The 19,571-nt window shown below is 31.9% G+C and carries 19 protein-coding genes and 1 tRNA gene; 8 read left to right on the forward strand and 12 right to left on the reverse strand.

Annotation, left to right across the window (positions count from 1 at the left end; genetic code table 11):
- Window positions 1–14 precede the first annotated feature (14 nt).
- Window positions 15–743 carry a phosphoribosylaminoimidazolesuccinocarboxamide synthase gene (gene purC, locus MAEO_RS02330; protein ID WP_011973186.1) on the forward strand — a complete coding sequence of 243 codons (729 nt, stop codon included), beginning with the start codon at window positions 15–17 and terminating at the stop codon, window positions 741–743.
- A 328-nt stretch (window positions 744–1,071) separates the two neighbouring features.
- A complete protein-coding gene (locus tag MAEO_RS02335; RefSeq protein WP_157196817.1) occupies window positions 1,072–1,860 on the forward strand; it encodes an LbetaH domain-containing protein in 789 nt (262 codons plus the stop codon).
- Window positions 1,861–2,249: 389 nt separating this feature from the next.
- Here the strand turns inward: MAEO_RS02335 and MAEO_RS02340 are convergent, their stop codons facing one another.
- The 4 genes from MAEO_RS02340 to cdhB form a co-directional block, all read right to left on the reverse strand.
- Complete coding sequence (locus MAEO_RS02340) at window positions 2,250–2,972, reverse strand: ABC transporter ATP-binding protein (protein ID WP_011973189.1); 723 nt, start codon at window positions 2,970–2,972, stop codon at window positions 2,250–2,252.
- Window positions 2,972–3,676 carry an ABC transporter permease gene (locus tag MAEO_RS02345; protein WP_011973190.1) on the reverse strand — a complete coding sequence of 235 codons (705 nt, stop codon included), beginning with the start codon at window positions 3,674–3,676 and terminating at the stop codon, window positions 2,972–2,974. The genes MAEO_RS02340 and MAEO_RS02345 overlap by 1 nt, the downstream gene beginning before the upstream one ends.
- 19 nt (window positions 3,677–3,695) lie before the next feature.
- A complete protein-coding gene (locus MAEO_RS02350) occupies window positions 3,696–4,775 on the reverse strand; it encodes a substrate-binding domain-containing protein (protein ID WP_011973191.1) in 1,080 nt (359 codons plus the stop codon).
- Window positions 4,776–5,216: 441 nt separating this feature from the next.
- Window positions 5,217–5,729 (reverse strand): CO dehydrogenase/acetyl-CoA synthase complex subunit epsilon, encoded by a 513-nt coding sequence (cdhB, locus tag MAEO_RS02355; RefSeq protein WP_011973192.1) that lies wholly within the window; start codon window positions 5,727–5,729, stop codon window positions 5,217–5,219.
- 83 nt (window positions 5,730–5,812) lie between these two features.
- On the opposite strand from cdhB, the gene cdhA reads away from it, so the two are divergent.
- A complete protein-coding gene (cdhA, locus tag MAEO_RS02360) occupies window positions 5,813–8,119 on the forward strand; it encodes a CO dehydrogenase/acetyl-CoA synthase complex subunit alpha (protein WP_011973193.1) in 2,307 nt (768 codons plus the stop codon).
- 13 nt (window positions 8,120–8,132) lie between these two features.
- On the opposite strand, the gene MAEO_RS02365 is transcribed toward cdhA, so the two are convergent.
- The 8 genes from MAEO_RS02365 to MAEO_RS02400 all read right to left on the reverse strand — a co-directional run bounded on the left by MAEO_RS02365 (window position 8,133) and on the right by MAEO_RS02400 (window position 13,796).
- Window positions 8,133–8,615, reverse strand: a complete 483-nt coding sequence (locus MAEO_RS02365) for a 4Fe-4S binding protein (RefSeq protein ID WP_011973194.1) — start codon at window positions 8,613–8,615, stop codon at window positions 8,133–8,135.
- A gap of 383 nt (window positions 8,616–8,998) precedes the next feature.
- Window positions 8,999–9,532: a 2-oxoacid:acceptor oxidoreductase family protein gene (locus MAEO_RS02370; RefSeq protein WP_011973195.1), complete on the reverse strand. Its 534-nt coding sequence runs from the start codon at window positions 9,530–9,532 to the stop codon at window positions 8,999–9,001.
- Between the two features lie 186 nt (window positions 9,533–9,718).
- Complete coding sequence (locus tag MAEO_RS02375) at window positions 9,719–10,519, reverse strand: thiamine pyrophosphate-dependent enzyme (protein WP_011973196.1); 801 nt, start codon at window positions 10,517–10,519, stop codon at window positions 9,719–9,721.
- A gap of 3 nt (window positions 10,520–10,522) precedes the next feature.
- A complete protein-coding gene (locus MAEO_RS02380; RefSeq protein WP_011973197.1) occupies window positions 10,523–11,668 on the reverse strand; it encodes a 2-oxoacid:acceptor oxidoreductase subunit alpha in 1,146 nt (381 codons plus the stop codon).
- Complete coding sequence (locus MAEO_RS02385; protein ID WP_011973198.1) at window positions 11,665–11,862, reverse strand: 4Fe-4S dicluster domain-containing protein; 198 nt, start codon at window positions 11,860–11,862, stop codon at window positions 11,665–11,667. The genes MAEO_RS02380 and MAEO_RS02385 overlap by 4 nt, the downstream gene beginning before the upstream one ends.
- Before the next feature lie 410 nt (window positions 11,863–12,272).
- The gene (locus tag MAEO_RS02390) at window positions 12,273–12,554 is read right to left on the reverse strand and encodes an MTH1187 family thiamine-binding protein (protein WP_011973199.1); all 282 of its coding nucleotides are present in this window, start codon (window positions 12,552–12,554) and stop codon (window positions 12,273–12,275) included.
- Window positions 12,555–12,650: 96 nt separating this feature from the next.
- A tRNA-Arg gene (locus MAEO_RS02395) sits at window positions 12,651–12,724 on the reverse strand.
- Window positions 12,725–13,088: 364 nt separating this feature from the next.
- A complete protein-coding gene (locus tag MAEO_RS02400; protein WP_011973200.1) occupies window positions 13,089–13,796 on the reverse strand; it encodes a (5-formylfuran-3-yl)methyl phosphate synthase in 708 nt (235 codons plus the stop codon).
- A 568-nt stretch (window positions 13,797–14,364) separates the two neighbouring features.
- Between MAEO_RS02400 and MAEO_RS02405 the strand changes: the two genes are divergently transcribed.
- From MAEO_RS02405 to MAEO_RS07915, 5 genes are all read left to right on the forward strand, one after another.
- Window positions 14,365–15,624, forward strand: a complete 1,260-nt coding sequence (locus tag MAEO_RS02405) for a cation:proton antiporter (RefSeq protein WP_011973201.1) — start codon at window positions 14,365–14,367, stop codon at window positions 15,622–15,624.
- Between the two features lie 72 nt (window positions 15,625–15,696).
- Complete coding sequence (locus MAEO_RS02410) at window positions 15,697–17,013, forward strand: nucleotide sugar dehydrogenase (protein ID WP_011973202.1); 1,317 nt, start codon at window positions 15,697–15,699, stop codon at window positions 17,011–17,013.
- Between the two features lie 194 nt (window positions 17,014–17,207).
- Complete coding sequence (gene wecB, locus MAEO_RS02415; protein ID WP_011973203.1) at window positions 17,208–18,380, forward strand: non-hydrolyzing UDP-N-acetylglucosamine 2-epimerase; 1,173 nt, start codon at window positions 17,208–17,210, stop codon at window positions 18,378–18,380.
- A 147-nt stretch (window positions 18,381–18,527) separates the two neighbouring features.
- On the forward strand, window positions 18,528–18,869 hold the full coding sequence (locus tag MAEO_RS07740; RefSeq protein WP_011973204.1) for a hypothetical protein: 342 nt from the start codon (window positions 18,528–18,530) through the stop codon (window positions 18,867–18,869).
- A gap of 275 nt (window positions 18,870–19,144) precedes the next feature.
- Complete coding sequence (locus tag MAEO_RS07915; protein ID WP_011973205.1) at window positions 19,145–19,321, forward strand: hypothetical protein; 177 nt, start codon at window positions 19,145–19,147, stop codon at window positions 19,319–19,321.
- Window positions 19,322–19,571: the final 250 nt, after the last annotated feature.

Here is a 19,571-nt window from a genome sequence, read left to right on the forward strand (position 1 = left end):
GAAAGGTGTTAATAATGGAAATAAATATTAACGAAATCTTAAAAAATGAACCATTATACAGTGGAAAGGCAAAATCAATATATGAAATAGACGATGAAAAAGTATTAATTGAATTTAGGGACGATATTACCGCAGGAGATGGAGAAAAGCACGATATAAAAAAAGGAAAAGGTCATTTAAATGCTTTAATATCTTCAAAATTATTCGAACTTTTGGAAGAAAATGGGGTCCCCACACAGTTTATGGAATATGTTGAACCAATATATATGGTTGCTAAAAATGTGGAAATTATATTAATTGAAGTAATTGTAAGAAATATTACAGCAGGTAGTTTATGTAGAAGATACCCATTTGAAGAAGGTAAAGAATTGACCACTCCTATTGTGCAATTTGACTATAAAGACGACGACTATGGGGACCCCATGTTAAACGAGGATATAGCCATTGCACTAAATCTTGCAACTGAGGAGGAGTTAAAAGAGTTAAAAGAGTTGGCACTAATAGTAAATGAAATTCTAAAAAAATTCTTTGACGAAAAGGGCATAATCCTTGTAGATTTCAAAATCGAGATTGGAAGAACAAAAGATGGAAAATTGGTAGTTGCAGACGAGATAAGCCCGGACACCATGAGATTATGGGATAAAGAAACAAAAGATGTTCTTGATAAAGATGTATATAGAAAAGACATGGGCGATGTTGTTGGAAAATACGAAGTTGTAGCAAAAAGAATAGGATGCATTTAAATTAATTAAATTAATTATATTATTATTTTTTTATATCTAAAAAGATGGCTTTATTTTTAAATTGAATGAAAATAGTGTAATATAAAATAGTGTAAGATATTATTGACTCAAAATATATATAATTTTTAACCTATTTTGCAGGAAGTCCCCGTCCGTAAGGGTTGAATAAAAATCCCATGGGATTTTTATAGCTCAAACCTATGGTTTGACAGGATAATTCACCATTGCTAATAGGTTTTAGTGCACAATATTAAAAATTAGGGTAATATTTATATATTAGGTGTAGCATATACACATGTGTAGTTATTACACATTAAGAGGTGATATATTGAATAAAAAGATTGGAGTATTGGGCATGTTCTGTGTGGCACTAACATTGCTATTTGCAGGATGTGTCGACAATCAAACAGTTGATGAATCTACCACAGACGAATTGAAATCAGAAATATCCAAATTAAATGGAGAAATAAACAAATTGAAATCATCTCCAAATATGGTGCCAAATATAAGGAAAAATTTAGAAGGACATTATCCTTCAATAAGTAAAACAGGCACCTACATTGACCCTAACGCAGTAGTTATTGGAAATGTAAAAATCGGAGATGATGTATATGTTGGACCTCATGCACTTATAAGATGTGATGAAATTCCAACAGAAGGAATTATAATTGGCAATAAAGTAAATATTCAAGATGGCGTTATTATACATGCCCTAAGAGGAACAAAAATAGAAATTGAAGATGAGGCTTCACTTGCCCATGGATGTATAGTGCATGGACCTGCTAAAATAGATAAAAATGCATTTATCGCATTTGGTGCAGTTGTATTTGCTGCGGAAATAGGACAAGGTGCATTAATCGGACACAACGCAGTTGTAGATGGAATTGGAGTAGAAGGAGGATTGAAAATACCTGCTGGAAAATTGGTTCCATCTGGGACTGTTGTAATGAAAGATATAGACGGACAAGTAAAAGCATTTTTGCCTGATGGCACAGTATTGACAGATTTAAACGATTTACCTGAGGTAGTGGATTGGTATAAAGCCGTCCCTAAAAAAGTAGTGGATGTAAATATTGAGTTGGCAGAAGGATATTTAAACATGCAGGATTTATATTAATAAAGATATAAAAATAAATAAAATATTAATTTTCTATTTTTTTATTGAAATATATTATGGGAGCTCCCATTAAATAATATATGCTAGAAGACGACAATAATGAAAACTTTTAAAATATCATAGCAAAAAAATGCTTAAAATGTATATTTAAATTAGAAGATTTTTCGAGAGAATATACAGAAAAAACAATACATTTAAATTATTTATGGTTATTTTTTATTTGTAAAACCATATTTACAAGGACTTCAAATGCAAAAGTTTTTTTAGGTTTGACCGAAAAGGGACATTTAGGACTTGGTGCTGATGCCGATATTGCAATATATAAAACACCTGGAACAATGAAAAGAGAAAAGAGAAAATAAAACAATTATAAGTTTTATGCTTCCAGATTAATAAAACATTTCTCCACTTATAAATTTTTTTGTTAATTCATGCTTTGGATTAGAAAATATTTTTTTAGTAGTTCCAACTTCGATAATTTTTCCATCATACATATGGGCGGTGCTATCCGATAATCTTTTAACTTGGAATAGGTTATGTGTTGCTAAAACAATTGTGGTATTATATTTTTTAACGGTGTCTTTTATTATATTTTCGATTAATATGGAATTACTGGGGTCTAAGTTTGCCGTGGGTTCATCCATCAATAAAACTTCTGGTTCAATGACTAATGCCCTTGCCAGTGCCACCCGTTGCTTTTCCCCTCCTGAAAGTGATTTTGCTATTCTATCTTTATAATTAGATAAACCAATATGTTCAAGAATATCTTCTACCTTTTTTTTAATATATTCCTTGGGATATTTTCTAATTTTAAGCCCATATGCTATGTTATTATAGACCGTTGAATTAAACATGACTGGATTTTGAAACACCAGTGTAATTTTTCTTCTAAAATCGATATCCCATTTAACTTCTTTACCTCCTATAAAATATGTTCCATAATCGGGTTTATTAATAAGTGCCAATATTTTAAGTAAAGTAGTTTTTCCTGCACCACTATGCCCCATAATGCAGAAGATTTCTCCTTTTTTAATGTTGAACTCAATATTATTTAGAACTTTTCTTCCACCATGCAATTTTGTGATATTCTTTAACTCCATATAATCTTTCATTAATACCACTTTCTTCTTATTAAATTGGATATCAAATTAACAATAATAATTATACTCATTAAAATTATTCCAAGAGCTATTGCAGTGCTAATATCTGCCCTAACTGTGTGCATCTGTATTGCCGTTGTTAGAATTCTTGTGTTGTAATGTCCCCCATTTACATATATATTTCCACCTATCATTAAAGCTATACCTAATTCAGATATTGCCCTGTTGAATCCTGTGATGGTGGCCAATATAATCCACCCCCAGATTTCTTTAATAATTTGAATAGTAGTTTGAATCTCACTTGCACCAAGGGTCATGCATAACTCCTTAATGTCCCCTTCAACAGACTCAAAGGAATCAATAATTATACTCATAACTATTGGAGTAATAAGAAGAGCTTGCCCCGCAATTATTCCACTTTCAAAATATAGCAAATCGAGAAAGCCCAATGGCCCCTTCGGCACAAAAAAAAGATAGAGCATAAGTCCCCATATCACAGTAGGAATTCCCATAAATGAATTTATAAAATTTTTTATAAAAAATCTTCCTTTAAATTTCTTAAACGCTATAAAAATAGAAATGGGCAATGACCACAATAAAGATAATATTGTGGCACTTCCCGAGATTTTTATGGATCTCCATGCTATTTCCAAAACATAACCGTCCTGTATAAGCACTAATGCGTCCATAAATCCATTTATTAAATATTCAAACATTACATTACACCTTAATATGTTAGCCCGTTATTTCAGTTGAGTCAAATTCAAAGAAATTCCAATTTGTGTCGTATCTGAATTTTGTCGGACATTCTGTGTATTTGCTACCGTCTTTCATAAATCCATACTTTACAATCCACTGGTATATTGGTGCTTCTTTGTTGGTGAGAATTGGAACAGCTGGACTAAATAATGATACTCCAAATTCCTCTTTACCATAATTTCCGATAAAATCTTGTCCTTCATCAGATACAAGCCATTCTGCTAATTTTGAAGATTCTTTAAAGTCTTTACCGTCTATTTGTTTTGGATTTATTAATATTATGGCATAAACATTTGTTAATTCTTCCCCTTTATCGACCAATTTTTCAAGGTTTATTAATCCTTCTTTCTGGTATTTTAAATAGGTTCCTGTATCACTAAGAGTATAGCCCCTCACATTCTCCGAGGTAGTATATTTTAATGTGTCGCCCATGCCTTGACCCGTACTTCTCATCCATCCTTCTTTTTTAAGTTCTTCGTAGTCATAACCTGCGGCGGCCCATAAATTAATCTCTTTTTTGTTGGTTCCTGAGTTGTCATCTCTTGTAACCCATACAGTATTTCCTGCCCTTCCCGCTTCAACTATTTTTTGTAGTGCCTTTTGAGGTTCTAATCCTTTTATGCTCGCAGGGTCATTGTCTGGACCCACAATTATAAAGAAATTGTATGCAAATACCTTTCTATTTACTCCATATCCTTCATTCATGAATTTTTCTTCGGAACCTACTGCATGAACAATTATAGCATCAGATGCTCCACTTTTAGCATCCAATATTGCCCCACCCGTTCCTTTTGGAATGAATCTAACTTCTGTATTATATTTTTCTTTAAATTTTTCAGAAATTGCTTCTGCCAATCCTGTGGCATAAACACTTGTAGTAATAGATAATGTTAATACTTTTGGCTTTTCTGTTTTTATGTTGGTATTGCTATCCGTATTGGTATCGGTATTTACTATGCTGGATTCGGTTGTATCCGCAGGTGTGCCTGAATCCACACATCCTGCCATCATACCTACCAGTAATAATGGTATTAGATATATAACAAGCTTTTTCATAATTTCTCCCTATTTATATTTGTGTATATTACACACTACAAAAAGTTATATGTGTATACTATATATAATTTTTGTTAATTATATTAAATTACTACAAATTTAGGGTTTCAATAATATAAATATATATCGGAACATTATCTTCTGTTCCCTGCATTTATATAACATCATTTATAGAAATATCTAAACTAAAACCACACTAAATCCAAAGCAATAGCTCATATAATATTCCAATGTTTCATATTTGTGGATATATGTTACTATCAACCATTCACATTATTGGAGATATAATTTTTATAGGTCATATTTATCAGAAAATATTAGCTAATTATATTCATTACTACTGTCTTATTATCACGATCATTATAATTTTAATTATTCGGCAACATATTTTTATACAATAAAAAGAGAGAGAGAAAAAATACAATGAACAGGGAAATTTATTTATTCCATATATTCAACCAGCTTTGAAAGATATATTACCCAGCCATCATAAGACATATTTGGATAAGATAAATCAGCATTAGGGTGCATAAATTTGCACAGCGTAATGGTTTTTAAGTGAGGTGCAAAGTTTTTTAATGTAGAAAGACCTTGGGAGCCAATATAATAAGGCACACCTATAAAACATATTAAATCATAATTTCCCTTACCGCAAAAACCATTCCAATTTGAATCTTTTAGATGATTTATTAACTCCACAGCCCCAATATTATAATGGGGTTTAAAATTTAATTTCGAAAGCATAATGTTAGAACCGCCCGTTGATACAACAGTCATGTGTTTTAATTTTGCTATTTTTATTGCATATTCTGCTATCTCTTCGGGTATCACATTTAATAAAGAACCCATGACAAACATGGGATTTTTAGACTGTTTTATTGTTAGTGCAGCTATTTTAGGGGAACAAATTATTGCCTGATTTGGGGAAGATAATGCAGGATTCCATGCAGACATAATATCACCACAAGATTTATATATTGTGTGTATTAATTACACATATATAATGATTAATAATGATATTATATAAAGGTGAGGGTATGTTTCGGGTTGACGGATATAAAAGCAAAAATGTTTCAATTAAAGGATTGAAAATGGATTTTAAAAAAATAAATTTAGATACTGAACATACAAACACAAATTATCCTCCTTCTAAAAATAAAAAAGTTAGTGTAGATTACTCAAAACTTAGGGAGTGGGATTTTAAGTTATTGTCTTATTTTAAACCATTTTATGCTCCATTGTGTAATTTATGTTGTCTATGTACATATGGAAAATGTGATTTATCCAAAAATAAAAAAGGAGGATGCGGTATTAATTTAGAAAAACAACAGGCAAGAATTGTATTATTGGCATGCTGTATTGGGGCATCTACTCATGCCGCCCATGCTAGACATATTGTTGACCACATATTGGAGGAAAATCCAAATTTAAAAATAGATTATGGAAATGCCATAAATATAGTTGCACCTTTATCAACTACCATTACAGGCATCACTCCAAAAACTGCTGATGATTTAGATAAAATATTGGTGTATGTTGAAAGGGAAATAACAAACTTACTGGCTGCCACCCATACAGGTCAAGAGGGTAGTTATTTAGATTTTGAATCAAAAGCTCTTCATGCGGGAATGATTGATAATTTAGCCTTGGAAATAGCAGAATTGGCACAAATAAATTATTATAATTTACATAAGGGTGAGCCCAATACTCCATTAATAGATATTGGATTGGGAGTAATAGATGACCAAAAGCCAATAATATTGTGCATTGGACACAATATAGCACCAGGAGTAGAAATTATTGATTATATTGATGACATGGATTTATCTGAGGATATAGAAGTATGTGGTTTGTGTTGCACTGCAATAGATATCAGTAGATACTCAAAGGAATCAAAAATAGTTGGTCCAATATCGAGGCAATTGATGTTTATAAAATCGGGTATTCCAGATATAGTGGTTTTGGACGAACAATGTATAAGGGCAGATATATTAGAACTATGTGCTGAACAAAATATTCCCATAATTGCAACAAGCGACAAATGTTCATTGGGATTGATTGAAATGACATCCAAAGACGAAAATATTATTATTCATGAGCTATTATCAAATAAACATAAAGGTGCCCTTATAAAAGATATGGCGAAAGTTGGAAAGGTTGCCGTTGGTTTAGCCTTACTGTTAAAGAAAAACCAAAAACCCAAACAGGAACATAGAAACATAGATATTTCTGAACTTATAAATGGATGCACAGAATGTGAATGGTGCAACAGGGTATGTCCTGCCATGCTCCCAATAAAAGAAGCTTTTGTACTGGGTAAAAACGGGGATTTATCCGGGTTTTCAGCCCTTTATGGTATGTGTGTAGGATGTGGAAAATGTATGGGGGAATGTGAGAGGGAGCTCCCAATAATAGATATTATAAGAATAGCTTCAAAAGATAAAATAGCTTCCGAAAGATTTAAAATTAGAGCGGGGAGGGGACCAATTCAAGATATTGAAATAAGAAAAGTGGGAGCTCCCATTGTATTGGGCGATATTCCTGGAGTTATTGTACTTGCAGGTTGTTCCAACTACCATAATGGAGAAAATGAAATAGCCCTTATTACAGAAGAATTTTTAAAAAGAGGGTATATTGTAGTGGCTGCGGGATGTGTGGCCATGGACATAGGACTTTATATGGATAAAGACGGAAAAACACTTTACGAAAAATTCTCTGGCGACTTTGACAAAGGGGGACTTCTAAATGTAGGTCCATGCGTTGCAAATGCTCATGCCATCGGTAGTGCCATCAAAATAGCAAATATATTTGCAAAAATACCCCTTGAAAATAATTTTACAAATGTAGCAGACTATATATTAAACAGGGTCGGGGCATGCGTAATTGCATGGGGTGCCATGAGTCAGAAGGCAGTAGCAATTGCAACCGGCGCGAATAGGTGGGGCATACCTGCTGTGGTTGGGCCTCATTCATCCAAATACAGAAGATTGTATTTAGGAGAATCAGAATTAAGAGAAATTACCGATAAACGAACAAATGAAAAGGTGAAATGCGAACCCGCCCCGTTGCACTTAATATATTGTGCTGAAAGTATGAATGAATGTATGGCAATGGTGGCAAAATCTTGCATAAGGCCTAATGATACCCCAAAAGGAAGATTAATAAAATTAACTCATTATGTGGACATATATAAAAAATACTATGGGTGCCTACCAGATGATTTACACTTATATATTAGAAATGAAAGGGAAATTCCTTATGAAGATAAAAAAGAAATATTAAAATTCCTTAAAGAAAAAGAATGGAATCCAAGAAATGCTCCAAATGAACCTTCCATATTGTAGAGGGCGTGGCTAATTAATCTAACTCTCCTCTATTATCCTTAATTATTTTTAAAAATATTGCATTTTTTTGGCATAATTCTTGACATAACTCACATCCACAACATTTATTTTTATCAATATTGATTAGATCGTTTTCAATAGTTATTGCCTTTGTTGGACATATGTCAATACATATTTTACATAAATTACATTTACTGGAAATGGCTACATCAACATCAATATTATCAGAAATTAATGTTTCCGTAATTGTAGTTACAATGTCATTGTCATCACATACGGTTTTAATAAAAAGAACAGCATCTCGCGGATAAAATTTTTCGGCCGTGACTTTTGCACATTTAACAGCTTCTTTTGCAGGTATCCGTCCAGCCAAATAATGGGTAATTACAGTCCTATCTACATTAAGTAATTTTGCAATCTCTTCATGTGTTAAACCTTTTTCCCGAAGTTTTTTTGCCGTGAGTGCCCTTAAACCTGCCAATATATGTTGAGTCATAATATCACCATTAAATATTAAAATATAAATTTATTATGTAAATCGATGCTCTTGGCATAAATGACAATCCATTAAATGGATAATTATGATATATGGGTCATTGAACATAGGTCATTTATTGTCGATTCACCAAACATACAAATATAGGCCATACGATATATGATAATATATATTATATATTTATCCTCCTTAAAAAATAAAAACTATTTAAAAATTTCATATATCCTACATTCAATTCTTTACGGCTTTGCTACCTTCTCTGGAATCTTTTTATATTATTCCATAATATCGGGAAGCCCATAAATCTGTCATAAGGTCCAACAAGAGGAATATTTTTATTATATTATTTGGTGGCATATATATTTTTGTTCAGATATTACCCTTTATTTGTGCCCTAATTCAAAACCTTTTTCTAGAGCTTTTAAGTTTAATTCTTTAAATTTTGGCGGCACGACATCAAATACGGCATTTTTTAAAGATTCTTTTGATATCGTGTTTGTAATACTAACCAACGCCCCAAGCATTACAACATTGGCAACTATTTTATTTCCAATATCATAGGCCATTTGAGTGGCGGGAATTGGGTATATATTTATATCTTTTCTGTTGGGAAAATTATTCATCATATCTGGGTCATAAATAAGGATTTTTCCAGACTTCAAATCTCTTATATATATGTCCAAAGACTCCTGAGACATTGCAACCAATACATCTAAATTTCTAACTTTTGGATAGTCTTTTGAATTATCAGAGATTACTACTTCTGCGCGGGATATTCCTCCCCTAGCTTCTGGGCCTATTGATTGGGTTTGAAAAGCATAATTATTTTCATACAGTGCTGCCGCCCTTCCCAATATTATACCTGATAAAAGTATGCCTTGGCCCCCAAATCCTGCAAATCTTATTTCTTTTCTCATAATATCGCCATAATAATTAATTTCTTAATTCTTTTAATGTTAATTGGTATTTTATCAACATTTTTCCTTTATTATAGTTAATCTTCAAAAATTGTCCCACATTAGTTCTAAATATTAAGCTTAATGTGGGGTGTTATATATACAGTCCTATCCGTATATCGTAATGCTAAATAGTTCGAAGATTGACTATATTTTATATAATTCATCGGTAAATTCTGGCTGTTCTTTATTCACAAATTCCCCAATCAAAAGTTTTCCATTTAATTCTTCCTCGTTTGATAGATTTTTTGCTTTATTTATCGATATAGTGTTTGATTTAATCAATTTCATAAGCTCTGTGTTGGAGTTCATATTATTCATTCTTCCATAATATGTATAACATTGGGACATTACTTCAATAAATGCTAACCCCTTTGTTTTTATTCCCTTTTTAATGGATTTTACCAATTGGAACGGGTGGTTAGTAGTCCATCTTGCAACATATGAAGCCCCAGAAGCTTCGGCTAATTTACATAAATCAAAAGGTCTTTCTGGATTTCCATATGGCGCCGTGGTTCCTTTTTTTCCAGTGGGCGTAGTTGGAGAAATTTGCCCTCCTGTCATGCCGTATGTATGGTTATTTACACAAATAATTGTAATATCGATGTTTCTTCTACATGCATGTATAAAGTGATTTCCCCCAATAGCCGCACAATCTCCATCGCCAGTAAATGTAATTACATTTAAATCGGGGTCATAAGATTTAATCCCCGTTGCAAATGCAATGGGTCTTCCATGGGTTGTATGCATTGAATCACAATTAAAATATCCGGGAATTCTTGAAGAGCATCCTATTCCTGATGTCATTATTGTATTGTCCATATCCATATTTAAATCATCAAATACCTTGCATGCACAATTTATAATTGTTCCAATTCCGCATCCCGAACAAAACATATGGGGCAATCGGTCTTCTCTTAAATATTTTAAAGCAAAATGTTGTTCCATGATTTACCTCTTTGTTATTATATCAATAATTTCCCCTGGGAGATGTATTTCTCCACCAGTCTTTGGAAGCAATATCACTTCACAGAACCCTTTTGACGCCCTTTCCACTTCCCTCGAAATTTGACCAAAATTCATTTCAGGAACAATAATTTTTTCTGTTTTTTTGGCAATTTCTAATATTTTATTATCTGGGAATGGCCAAACTACCTCTAACCTGAAAAAACCCGCACTAACTCCATTTTCCCTAAGTTCATTTACCGCAGTTTCCGCAGACCTTGACGGAGCTCCATAGGATACCACCACAACATCTCCACAATCATCCATATATTTTTCCTCATAGGATACAATATCATCTAAATTGTCCAATATTTTATCGTTTAATCTTTTGACTAATTTATGATGTTCATTGGGTTTTGATGCTGCATCAGGATATCCTTTTTCATTGTGGGTTAATCCCGTTATATGGGACCTGTACCCTTTACCAAATATGGGCATTTTAGGAATTAAATCCTCCTCCGGATAAAATGGAAGTTTATTAAGTCCCTCTTTTCTTTTAACTATCTCAATTTCTTCTGGTATGGTTAGTTTTTCCCGCATATGTCCTACTATTTCATCACTCATCACAAAGGCTGGGACCCTATATTTTTCAGAAAGATTAAAAGCCTTTATTGTATATTCAAAACATTCTTGAACCGATGATGGTGCCAAGGCAATTATTTGATAATCGCCATGAGAACCCCATTTTGCCTGCATCATATCACTTTGAGATGCCATTGTAGGTTGTCCTGTTGAGGGAGCTCCCCTCTGTACATTGACTATAACAAATGGAGTTTCCGTCATTACTCCATATCCTATATGCTCCTGCATCAAACTAAAACCCGGTCCGCTTGTAGCCGTCATTACCTTTGCACCAGTCCATGATGACCCAATAACAGCTGCTAATGCTCCTATTTCATCCTCCATCTGAATAAATGCTTTCCCAATTTGTGGCAATCTTTTTGCCATTCTTTCGGCAACCTCTGATGATGGTGTAATTGGATAACCTGCAAAAAAATCGCATCCTACGGCAATTGCACCTTCGGCACATGCTTCATTACCTTGCATAAAATAACTACCGGGTTTAAGTTTTCCATTGATATCTAATGTCATTTCTTCACCACAATTGATTGGTCAGGACATATTAATTCACAAATACCGCAATAATTACAATTTTCAATATTTTCGACCATTGATGGATAAATTCCTTTTTTATTTAATTCCTTGGAAACTCCAAATACATTTTTTGGACAGGAATCTATGCAAATATAACATCCTTTGCATAATTCCTCATATATCGATATCATATCATCACCCCAACATAATCTCTAGTCTGTTGTATATTATGTGTATATACTACACATATATAAATGTTATCTTAATTAACTATGGTCTATCTTTGGCGTTTTTCAGCCACATATATTGGGAAAGCTAAATTATAATAAGTTCAAAAACTGTCCCTTTATTGTTCCAAATAATAAGTGCAATAAGACGAAAGGTCAGTAAAAATAAATAATAAGTATTATATTATGTGTATATACTACACATATATAAAATTATATATTATATTAGGGGAGCTCCCGATATGAATATGGCAAAAAAAGCAGTTGATATATTTAAAAATTTGAATAGCAATTCAGAATTGGTATGCCCATTTACCAAGAATTGTTAATACCAATAAATTCAAAATTGATATTCTTGCTGATAAGATAAAAAATTATTTAATTGCATTTAATTTTCTTTTTATTGTATTCTCTTTGTCTATTCTTTCATCAATTTTTAAAGAGCTAACAACTCTTTTTGTATCGCTCAAAACTTCCCGATGGGCCTCTTTAAATGCCTCTAATATCTCGTCCAAATCTCCCTCCAATACGGTCCCCATAGCACTTGGCTCTATTTTTAAATCATATTTTTTAAAAACTTTCAATGCATTTTTAACATATTTTGAAACGCTCGGACCTTCGCCCAATGGAATTATGCTTATTTCTGCAACTACCATTTTACCATCTCTATTTTAATAATAAAAATATTAATTATTATCACACTGTCTTTTTAACTATATTTTACAAATATATTCTTTTTAAATATTAAAAAACGCTCCTGCCGGGATTTGAACCCGAGTCTGCGAATCCGCAGTTCGCAAGCATATCCTAACTAACCCACAGGAGCAACAATTTTAATGCAAAATAAAAAATAAAAATAAATATAACTAAATTATGGTCGGTTCGAGAACTTTTTGCACCAATTGGCGTGTAAAATATATATTGATTTAAATCTCCAATGAAATACTTTGAGATTTTTTGACCTCTGATGAACACAGTTTCCGAACAGCCATTAGTTAATCAACAATAATATATATGTTCTTTATATTTTGTTTTTCCATATTATATAATGTATATGACTATATTTTGACCTTTTTATAAAAATACAGCTAATGCATTTATTCAATAACCATATTTATGTCAATAGTCCGTTGATTACTATGTGTATTGTTATTTATTATATTATCGTATATATACTTATACTTGTGCGATTATTCACATAATTTAACTAATTCCTCTACTAATTCCTTTTGTATTGTTCCTTCATTTCTGTCCCCATATGAGCAGGCCGCCCCTCTAATTCCAACAATATCGCAACCTAATTTTTTTAATATTGCAATTTCTTCTTTTTTTATTGAACCTGCCAATGCACTTTTCAAACCATAGCTCCTGGTTTCTTCGATAAATTCTTTCAATAATTTTTCGTCCAAATGGTCGAACAATGACATGCCATCTTTTAATGCTGTATCGAGCATGGCAACATCACAGCCCGAATCTCTCGCAATTTTTGGTATTATGAGTGGGTCAACAGCTCCAACCCTATATGCATCGGCATAACCTGCTGCAACAACAATTTTATTTTTATCTACTGATTTTACGGCTTTAACAACTTTTTCCATAACATCTACGGCTTCATAATATGTTTTTGTCCCATATAATCCTACTTTTATATAATCTGCACCACTAACAGCAACACCAAGAGCTGCAAGAGATACCGTTCCAGGCTTATATGGAACATCGCCCACAGTAGCACTAACCAGTAAATTTTTTGGAGTTATATTTTTTACTTCTTCTATTACCCATGGGAAATTTGCCCCCAATGAACCCTCAGGAGGGTTCTTTACATCAATTATATGGGCCCCGCCAGCAATAGCTTCTTTCGCTTCTTCGATATTTTTTGGACTTATCAATAATAACATATATTCACCTTTTAAGTATATATTTTGTAATATTTATTATTAATATCATAACATATAATATTTAACGACTATTTATACTAATAGTATATATATTATGCGATAATAGAGATAATACGATGAATGAGATAATGAAATTATTATGTTATATATGTGGTATAAAGTATGCAACCATATATATTGTGTGTTCGAAAACTCAATTCCGAAGCCAAATCCCAAAAGGAATTTGTTAAGCTAATCATAGATTAGTAGCTAAACCAAAGGTTGGGCAAATAAAATTTGCCAAACCATAGGACATTTAAATCAACAGGCATTAGGCAATCAGAGATTGCCTAACCCATAGCGAACAATGTTAGCGAAAGGCCATAAAAACTCAAAGGGTTTTCATTCAACCATAATATAATACTATAAATATATGAATTTATTACTTCAAAAATTCTCGAACATACCATATTAAATAATGGTAGATATTTATACAATATCTAAACCATTTAAAATGGACATAATATTTAGTTAAGCAATGATAATAATATACAAATAATATACAAATTATTTTTATGAAGGTGTTTTAATGGATTTAGCCATTGCCATAGGGTATTTAGCACTGTTGTTTATTTCTGGTTCAATTATCGCTAAAATCGGAGAGAAATTAAAACTTCCAGATATACCATTATTGTTAATATTTGGGTTAATAGCGGGACCTTTTTTAGGCATAATATCCACAGCAGACGCCCAAAATATATTTGAATATGTAGCAAATATTGGATTAATAGTATTGTTATTAGGTGGGGCTCTTGACATGAGGTGGATTGTCTTAAAGAGAGTGTTAAACACAGTTTTAAAGTTAGATGTTATTGGATTAATCGGTGTTTTTGGAATTTCAGGATTATTATTTAATTTTATTTTTAAAATACCATTATTTAGTCCAATTGGTTATTTATATGGTGCTATTGTATGTGCCACCGACCCAGCTACACTTATGCCAGTATTTTCAAAATCAAAAATTGACCCAAAAATAGCTTTAACTCTTGAAGCAGAAAGTGTATTTAATGACCCATTGGGTATTGTAGTTACAACTATAATGTTATCTACGCTAGGTCTTGCAGAGAATTTAAACCCTATTTTGAATTTCATAACTCTTGCAATCGGTGGAGTAGTATTGGGGATAATAGGGGGGAAAATATTTGAAAAAACAGTATTAAAATGTGATTTTAAAGAGTTTGTAGCTCCATTAGGTATTGGGTTATCATTATTGTTGTGGTATTTTGGTGAAGAGCTATTTCCATTATTGTCCTCAGGATACGAAATTAGCGGTTTTATGGCTGTTGCAATAATGGGATTATATTTGGGAAATACACTCACAAAATATGAAAAACAGTCAAAATATATTGAGGAAATTGATGAATTTTGTAGTATGTTATCTACTTTATTTAGGGTATTGATATTTGTATTTTTAGGTGCAAGTATAAGTTTATCGGTATTATCTGAATACTGGATTTTAGGATTATTATGTGCGTTGGGCTCAATATTCATTGGAAGACCATTGGGAGTATTTGCTGCTACCTCAATACCGCCTGCAAGTGATATTAAAGAAAGAATATATTATTCATTGGAAGGTCCAAGGGGCGTAGTTCCTGCGGCACTATCTGCCACCATCTATTCTTTAATAATGACTCACCCCGATGCAATTCCTAGTGCCATCACAGCATACATAGCCCCAGATGCAATAGCTGGTTCAATACTTGTTGCTACCTTTATGACAATACTGTTAAGTGTGGTTTTAGAGGCATCGTGGGCGGAGCTCCTGGGAAAAAAACTATTCAAATATTAAATACATTAAATAATTTATTTTTTTTATCTTTATTTTTATTTTTATTTTTTTATTACATACATCGGTGATTAAATGAAGTTGGACAAATCAAAGCAAAAGGAAATAAATAAAATATGTGTGGTAGGTCTTGGATATATCGGATTACCTACTGCATCAATGCTTGCGATACAGGGGTATAAGGTCATAGGAGTAGATATAGACGAAGAACGGGTAAAAACCATAAGGGATGGAAAATTAATTATAAATGAACAGGGACTTATGACATTATTGACAGGGGCCATAACCTCCGGAAATTTAGTTGTAAAAACTGAACCCGAAGAAGCAGATGTATATATAATATGTGTCCCAACTCCTGCTACGGCTGATAAAAACGGTAAGAAATGTGATTTAATTTGTGTTCTAAGTGCGGTAAATAATATAAAACCATATTTAAAAGACGGAGATTTAATAATAATAGAAAGTACAATACCTCCAAAAACCACTGAAAAAATATACGACGATATATCTAAAAATACAGGTAAAAATATATATATGGCATATTGTCCGGAAAGGGTGCTTCCCGGCAATATATTAAAGGAACTTGTGGAAAATGACAGGACAATAGGAGGAATAAATAAAAAATCCGCACAACTTGCAAAGGAAATATATGCCTCATTTATAGAAGGTAATTTATACATAACAGATTCTACCACTGCGGAAATGGTAAAATTAATGGAAAACACATTCAGAGATGTAAATATAGCACTTGCAAATGAATTTGCAAAAGTATCCACAGAATTAGATATTAATGTATGGGATGCCATCAATCTTGCAAATAAACATCCCCGAGTAAATATATTAAATCCTGGCCCGGGGGTTGGAGGACATTGTATTAGTATAGACCCATGGTTTATTGTAGGGAGCTCCGAGAATGCTGAACTAATTAAGAAGGCACGAAATTTAAATGATGATATGCCTAAATATGTTGCCTCATTGATAATAAAAGAATTTAAAGAAATGGGAATATGCAATCCAAAAGTTGGAATTTTTGGAATTACCTATAAAGGAGATGTGGAGGACACTCGGGAAACACCTGCACGGGCAATAATTGATTATTTATTACAGAATGATTTTGAAGTATCTATATATGACCCATATGCCAAGGATTTTGAATATCCATTAAATACAATAGAAGAAAGCATAAAAAATTCAGATGCCCTTATTTTTTTAACAGACCATAGTGAATTTAAAAATTTTGAAAAAGAAGATATTAAAGAAATATCTCATATGATGAAAAATAAAATTGTAATGGATATGAAAAATACATTAAATCATAATTTATGGGAAGAACAAGGTTTTAATGTTAAATTATTAGGTGATGGAAAATCATGGATTGTTAAGACATTATAAAAATAATATAATATAAAATATTAAAATATATAATTAAAAAATATGGTATAGTTAATCTTCGGTCGTTTTCACTAAACTGTCTCAAAATCGCAAAGCGATTTTTACGACCTCAAAATTCCAGAGGAATTTTTACGATAGGGCAAATAAGAGACAGTTATTGAAGATTAATTATAAATTATGTTGGGTGTAGGTAAATGAAAATAGCAATAATATTAGGAACAAGGCCAGAAATTATTAAATTATCTTCAATTATTAGGGAGCTCCAAAATTTTTCAAAGGAAAATTTTTACAGTTGTAAAACTTGTGAAGCAAATCTAAAACACAATCAATCAAACACCCATAAGGATAATAAAAACATTGAATATTTTATAATACATACAAATCAACATTATTCTAAAAATATGGACGAAATATTTTTTAAAGAATTAAATCTGCCAACTCCGAAATACAATTTAAATGTTGGTTCTGGGACACATGGCGAACAAACCGCAAAAATGATTGACGGTATTGAAAAAATATTAATATCGGAAAATCCCGATGTAGTAATTGTTCAAGGGGATACAAACACAGTTCTTGCAGGAGCTCTATCAGCTTCAAAATTACATATAAAGGTAGCACATGTTGAAGCAGGATTGCGAAGTTATGACCGAAATATGCCGGAAGAAACAAACAGGGTTTTAACAGACCATATTAGTAACTACCTATTTGCACCAACTGAAATAGCAAAACATAATTTATTGAAAGAGGGAATTAATAAAAATGTGTTTGTCGTCGGAAATACTATTGTAGATGCCACAATTCAAAATATAGAAATTGCCGAAAATATATATAAATATAATAATATGTCCATAAAAACCAATATAAATGAAGATTATTTTTTATTAACACTCCATAGGGCAGAAAATACGGACAATAAAGAAAGATTAACAAATATTGTTAATGCCATTATCAAAGCAACGGAGCAATATAATAAAAAAATCATATTTCCAATGCACCCCAGAACGGAGAAAAAATTAAAAGAATATAATTTATTTGAAAATTTACAAAAAAACAGTAAAATAGAAATTATAGAACCAGTGGGCTATTTAGAATTTCTACTTCTTGAAAAAAATGCAAAATTAATATTAACGGATAGTGGGGGAGTTCAAGAAGAGGCCTGTATTTTGGGAGCTCCATGTATAACATTGAGAGATAATACCGAAAGACCAGAAACTATATATATTGGAAGTAATATATTGGTAAATGCCGATATAAATAAAATTTTAGATGGTATCGGCGTAATGGCCAATAAAAAAATAAATGGGAATAATCCTTTTGGAGATGGAAATAGTGGCAAAGCCATCGTTAAAATATTGCTGGAAAATTAATATATGGTTAATTTAAAAAGCCCATGTATTAATTAATCTATTGTTAATAGCAAAATATTTAACTATGGTTAAATTTATTAAGTTATATAAAATATGTGAAATGTAAATAAAACGATAATTAAAGGAAATAATAATAAAGGTGATTAAATGTTTGGATTTGGAAGAAAATTAGGATTTGGAAGAATGGGAAGATGTGGCGGTATGGGTAGAGGATTTAGGCATCAAGCACAAGATAATACCGTAACAACAACGGTGGCCAACACAGAAATGCCATTAAATGAAAAATATGAATATGTTGGAGCTTGTAGATGTGGTTCAGGGGCTCATGCTTACTATAAAGCTATAAATACCGGTGAAATATTGCATGCATCAGCAGTAGCTTATGGGGAAAATACCACGCCAAAAGATACAGAATCAAAAAATACAGTAATATCAGATAGATTAAAACGGCTCGAAGAGGAAATAAAAAAATTAAAAGAAGATTTATAGTAAGTTCAATAACTGTCCTTTATCTGCCCCAAATTAAAATAAATTTCTTTATTTTTAGTAATATGATAGAGAGATTTTAGCTTTAATAGCATCTATAAATTTTTCTCTGAAAAATTTATACGACCTTAAAAATTCCTCCGGAATTTTGGGTCGTAAAAACTCCTTCGGAGTTTTGAGATCGTAAAAATCGCTTTGCGATTTTGAGACAGTTTAGCGAAAACGACCGAAGATTGACTATAAGCAGAAATTAATATAATATATTGGGTGAAATCATTATGGAAATAAAACAATTTAAATGCTCAAAATGTGAAAAAATAATAGAAGTTCCATACGGAACACCTAAACCAGAAACATGCCCTCACTGCGGAGCTCCTTCAACTTTAATCCACAGAATAGACGGAGGGGGAATGGGAATGGGCATGGGACATGGAAGAAGATGCGGATGTAGATAATAATATATTCAATATTTGATTTTTTCTTTTTATTTTTTTTATGTCGTATGTTTTAAAACTCTTTATGATAATAAATAGAATTTCAAAATCTCTTCGAGATTTTTACAATTGTGAAAATTGCCGTGCAATTTTGAGATGTTGCAAATGGATATTATTACAGGTTTTCGGGTATGTATCTTATGTTAACCTTTTTGATTAATAATTTATTTAATTATATATTTAGATTAATGTATAAAATTAAATTTATATA

The sequence above is a fragment of the Methanococcus aeolicus Nankai-3 genome, from assembly GCF_000017185.1.
GTDB classification, from domain to species: Archaea; AGJL01; Methanococci; order Methanococcales; family Methanococcaceae; genus Methanofervidicoccus; species Methanofervidicoccus aeolicus.

Bases quoted from the DNA above. Each gene is read 5' to 3' on its own strand.
- MAEO_RS07740 (WP_011973204.1), top strand. From the start codon at position 18,528: ATGTTTGGATTTGGAAGAAAATTAGGATTTGGAAGAATGGGAAGATGT.
- MAEO_RS02350 (WP_011973191.1), bottom strand. From the start codon at position 4,775: ATGAAAAAGCTTGTTATATATCTAATACCATTATTACTGGTAGGTATG.
- MAEO_RS02405 (WP_011973201.1), top strand. From the start codon at position 14,365: ATGGATTTAGCCATTGCCATAGGGTATTTAGCACTGTTGTTTATTTCT.
- MAEO_RS02375 (WP_011973196.1), bottom strand. From the start codon at position 10,519: ATGGAACAACATTTTGCTTTAAAATATTTAAGAGAAGACCGATTGCCC.
- MAEO_RS07915 (WP_011973205.1), top strand. From the start codon at position 19,145: ATGGAAATAAAACAATTTAAATGCTCAAAATGTGAAAAAATAATAGAA.
- cdhB (WP_011973192.1), bottom strand. From the start codon at position 5,729: ATGTCTGCATGGAATCCTGCATTATCTTCCCCAAATCAGGCAATAATT.
- MAEO_RS02390 (WP_011973199.1), bottom strand. From the start codon at position 12,554: ATGGTAGTTGCAGAAATAAGCATAATTCCATTGGGCGAAGGTCCGAGC.
- MAEO_RS02400 (WP_011973200.1), bottom strand. From the start codon at position 13,796: ATGTTATTATTGATAAGTCCAAAAAATATCGAAGAAGCGAAAGAAGCT.
- MAEO_RS02365 (WP_011973194.1), bottom strand. From the start codon at position 8,615: ATGACTCAACATATATTGGCAGGTTTAAGGGCACTCACGGCAAAAAAA.
- MAEO_RS02345 (WP_011973190.1), bottom strand. From the start codon at position 3,676: ATGTTTGAATATTTAATAAATGGATTTATGGACGCATTAGTGCTTATA.
- MAEO_RS02370 (WP_011973195.1), bottom strand. From the start codon at position 9,532: ATGAGAAAAGAAATAAGATTTGCAGGATTTGGGGGCCAAGGCATACTT.
- cdhA (WP_011973193.1), top strand. From the start codon at position 5,813: ATGTTTCGGGTTGACGGATATAAAAGCAAAAATGTTTCAATTAAAGGA.
- MAEO_RS02380 (WP_011973197.1), bottom strand. From the start codon at position 11,668: ATGACATTAGATATCAATGGAAAACTTAAACCCGGTAGTTATTTTATG.
- wecB (WP_011973203.1), top strand. From the start codon at position 17,208: ATGAAAATAGCAATAATATTAGGAACAAGGCCAGAAATTATTAAATTA.
- MAEO_RS02385 (WP_011973198.1), bottom strand. From the start codon at position 11,862: ATGATATCGATATATGAGGAATTATGCAAAGGATGTTATATTTGCATA.
- MAEO_RS02410 (WP_011973202.1), top strand. From the start codon at position 15,697: ATGAAGTTGGACAAATCAAAGCAAAAGGAAATAAATAAAATATGTGTG.
- MAEO_RS02340 (WP_011973189.1), bottom strand. From the start codon at position 2,972: ATGAAAGATTATATGGAGTTAAAGAATATCACAAAATTGCATGGTGGA.
- purC (WP_011973186.1), top strand. From the start codon at position 15: ATGGAAATAAATATTAACGAAATCTTAAAAAATGAACCATTATACAGT.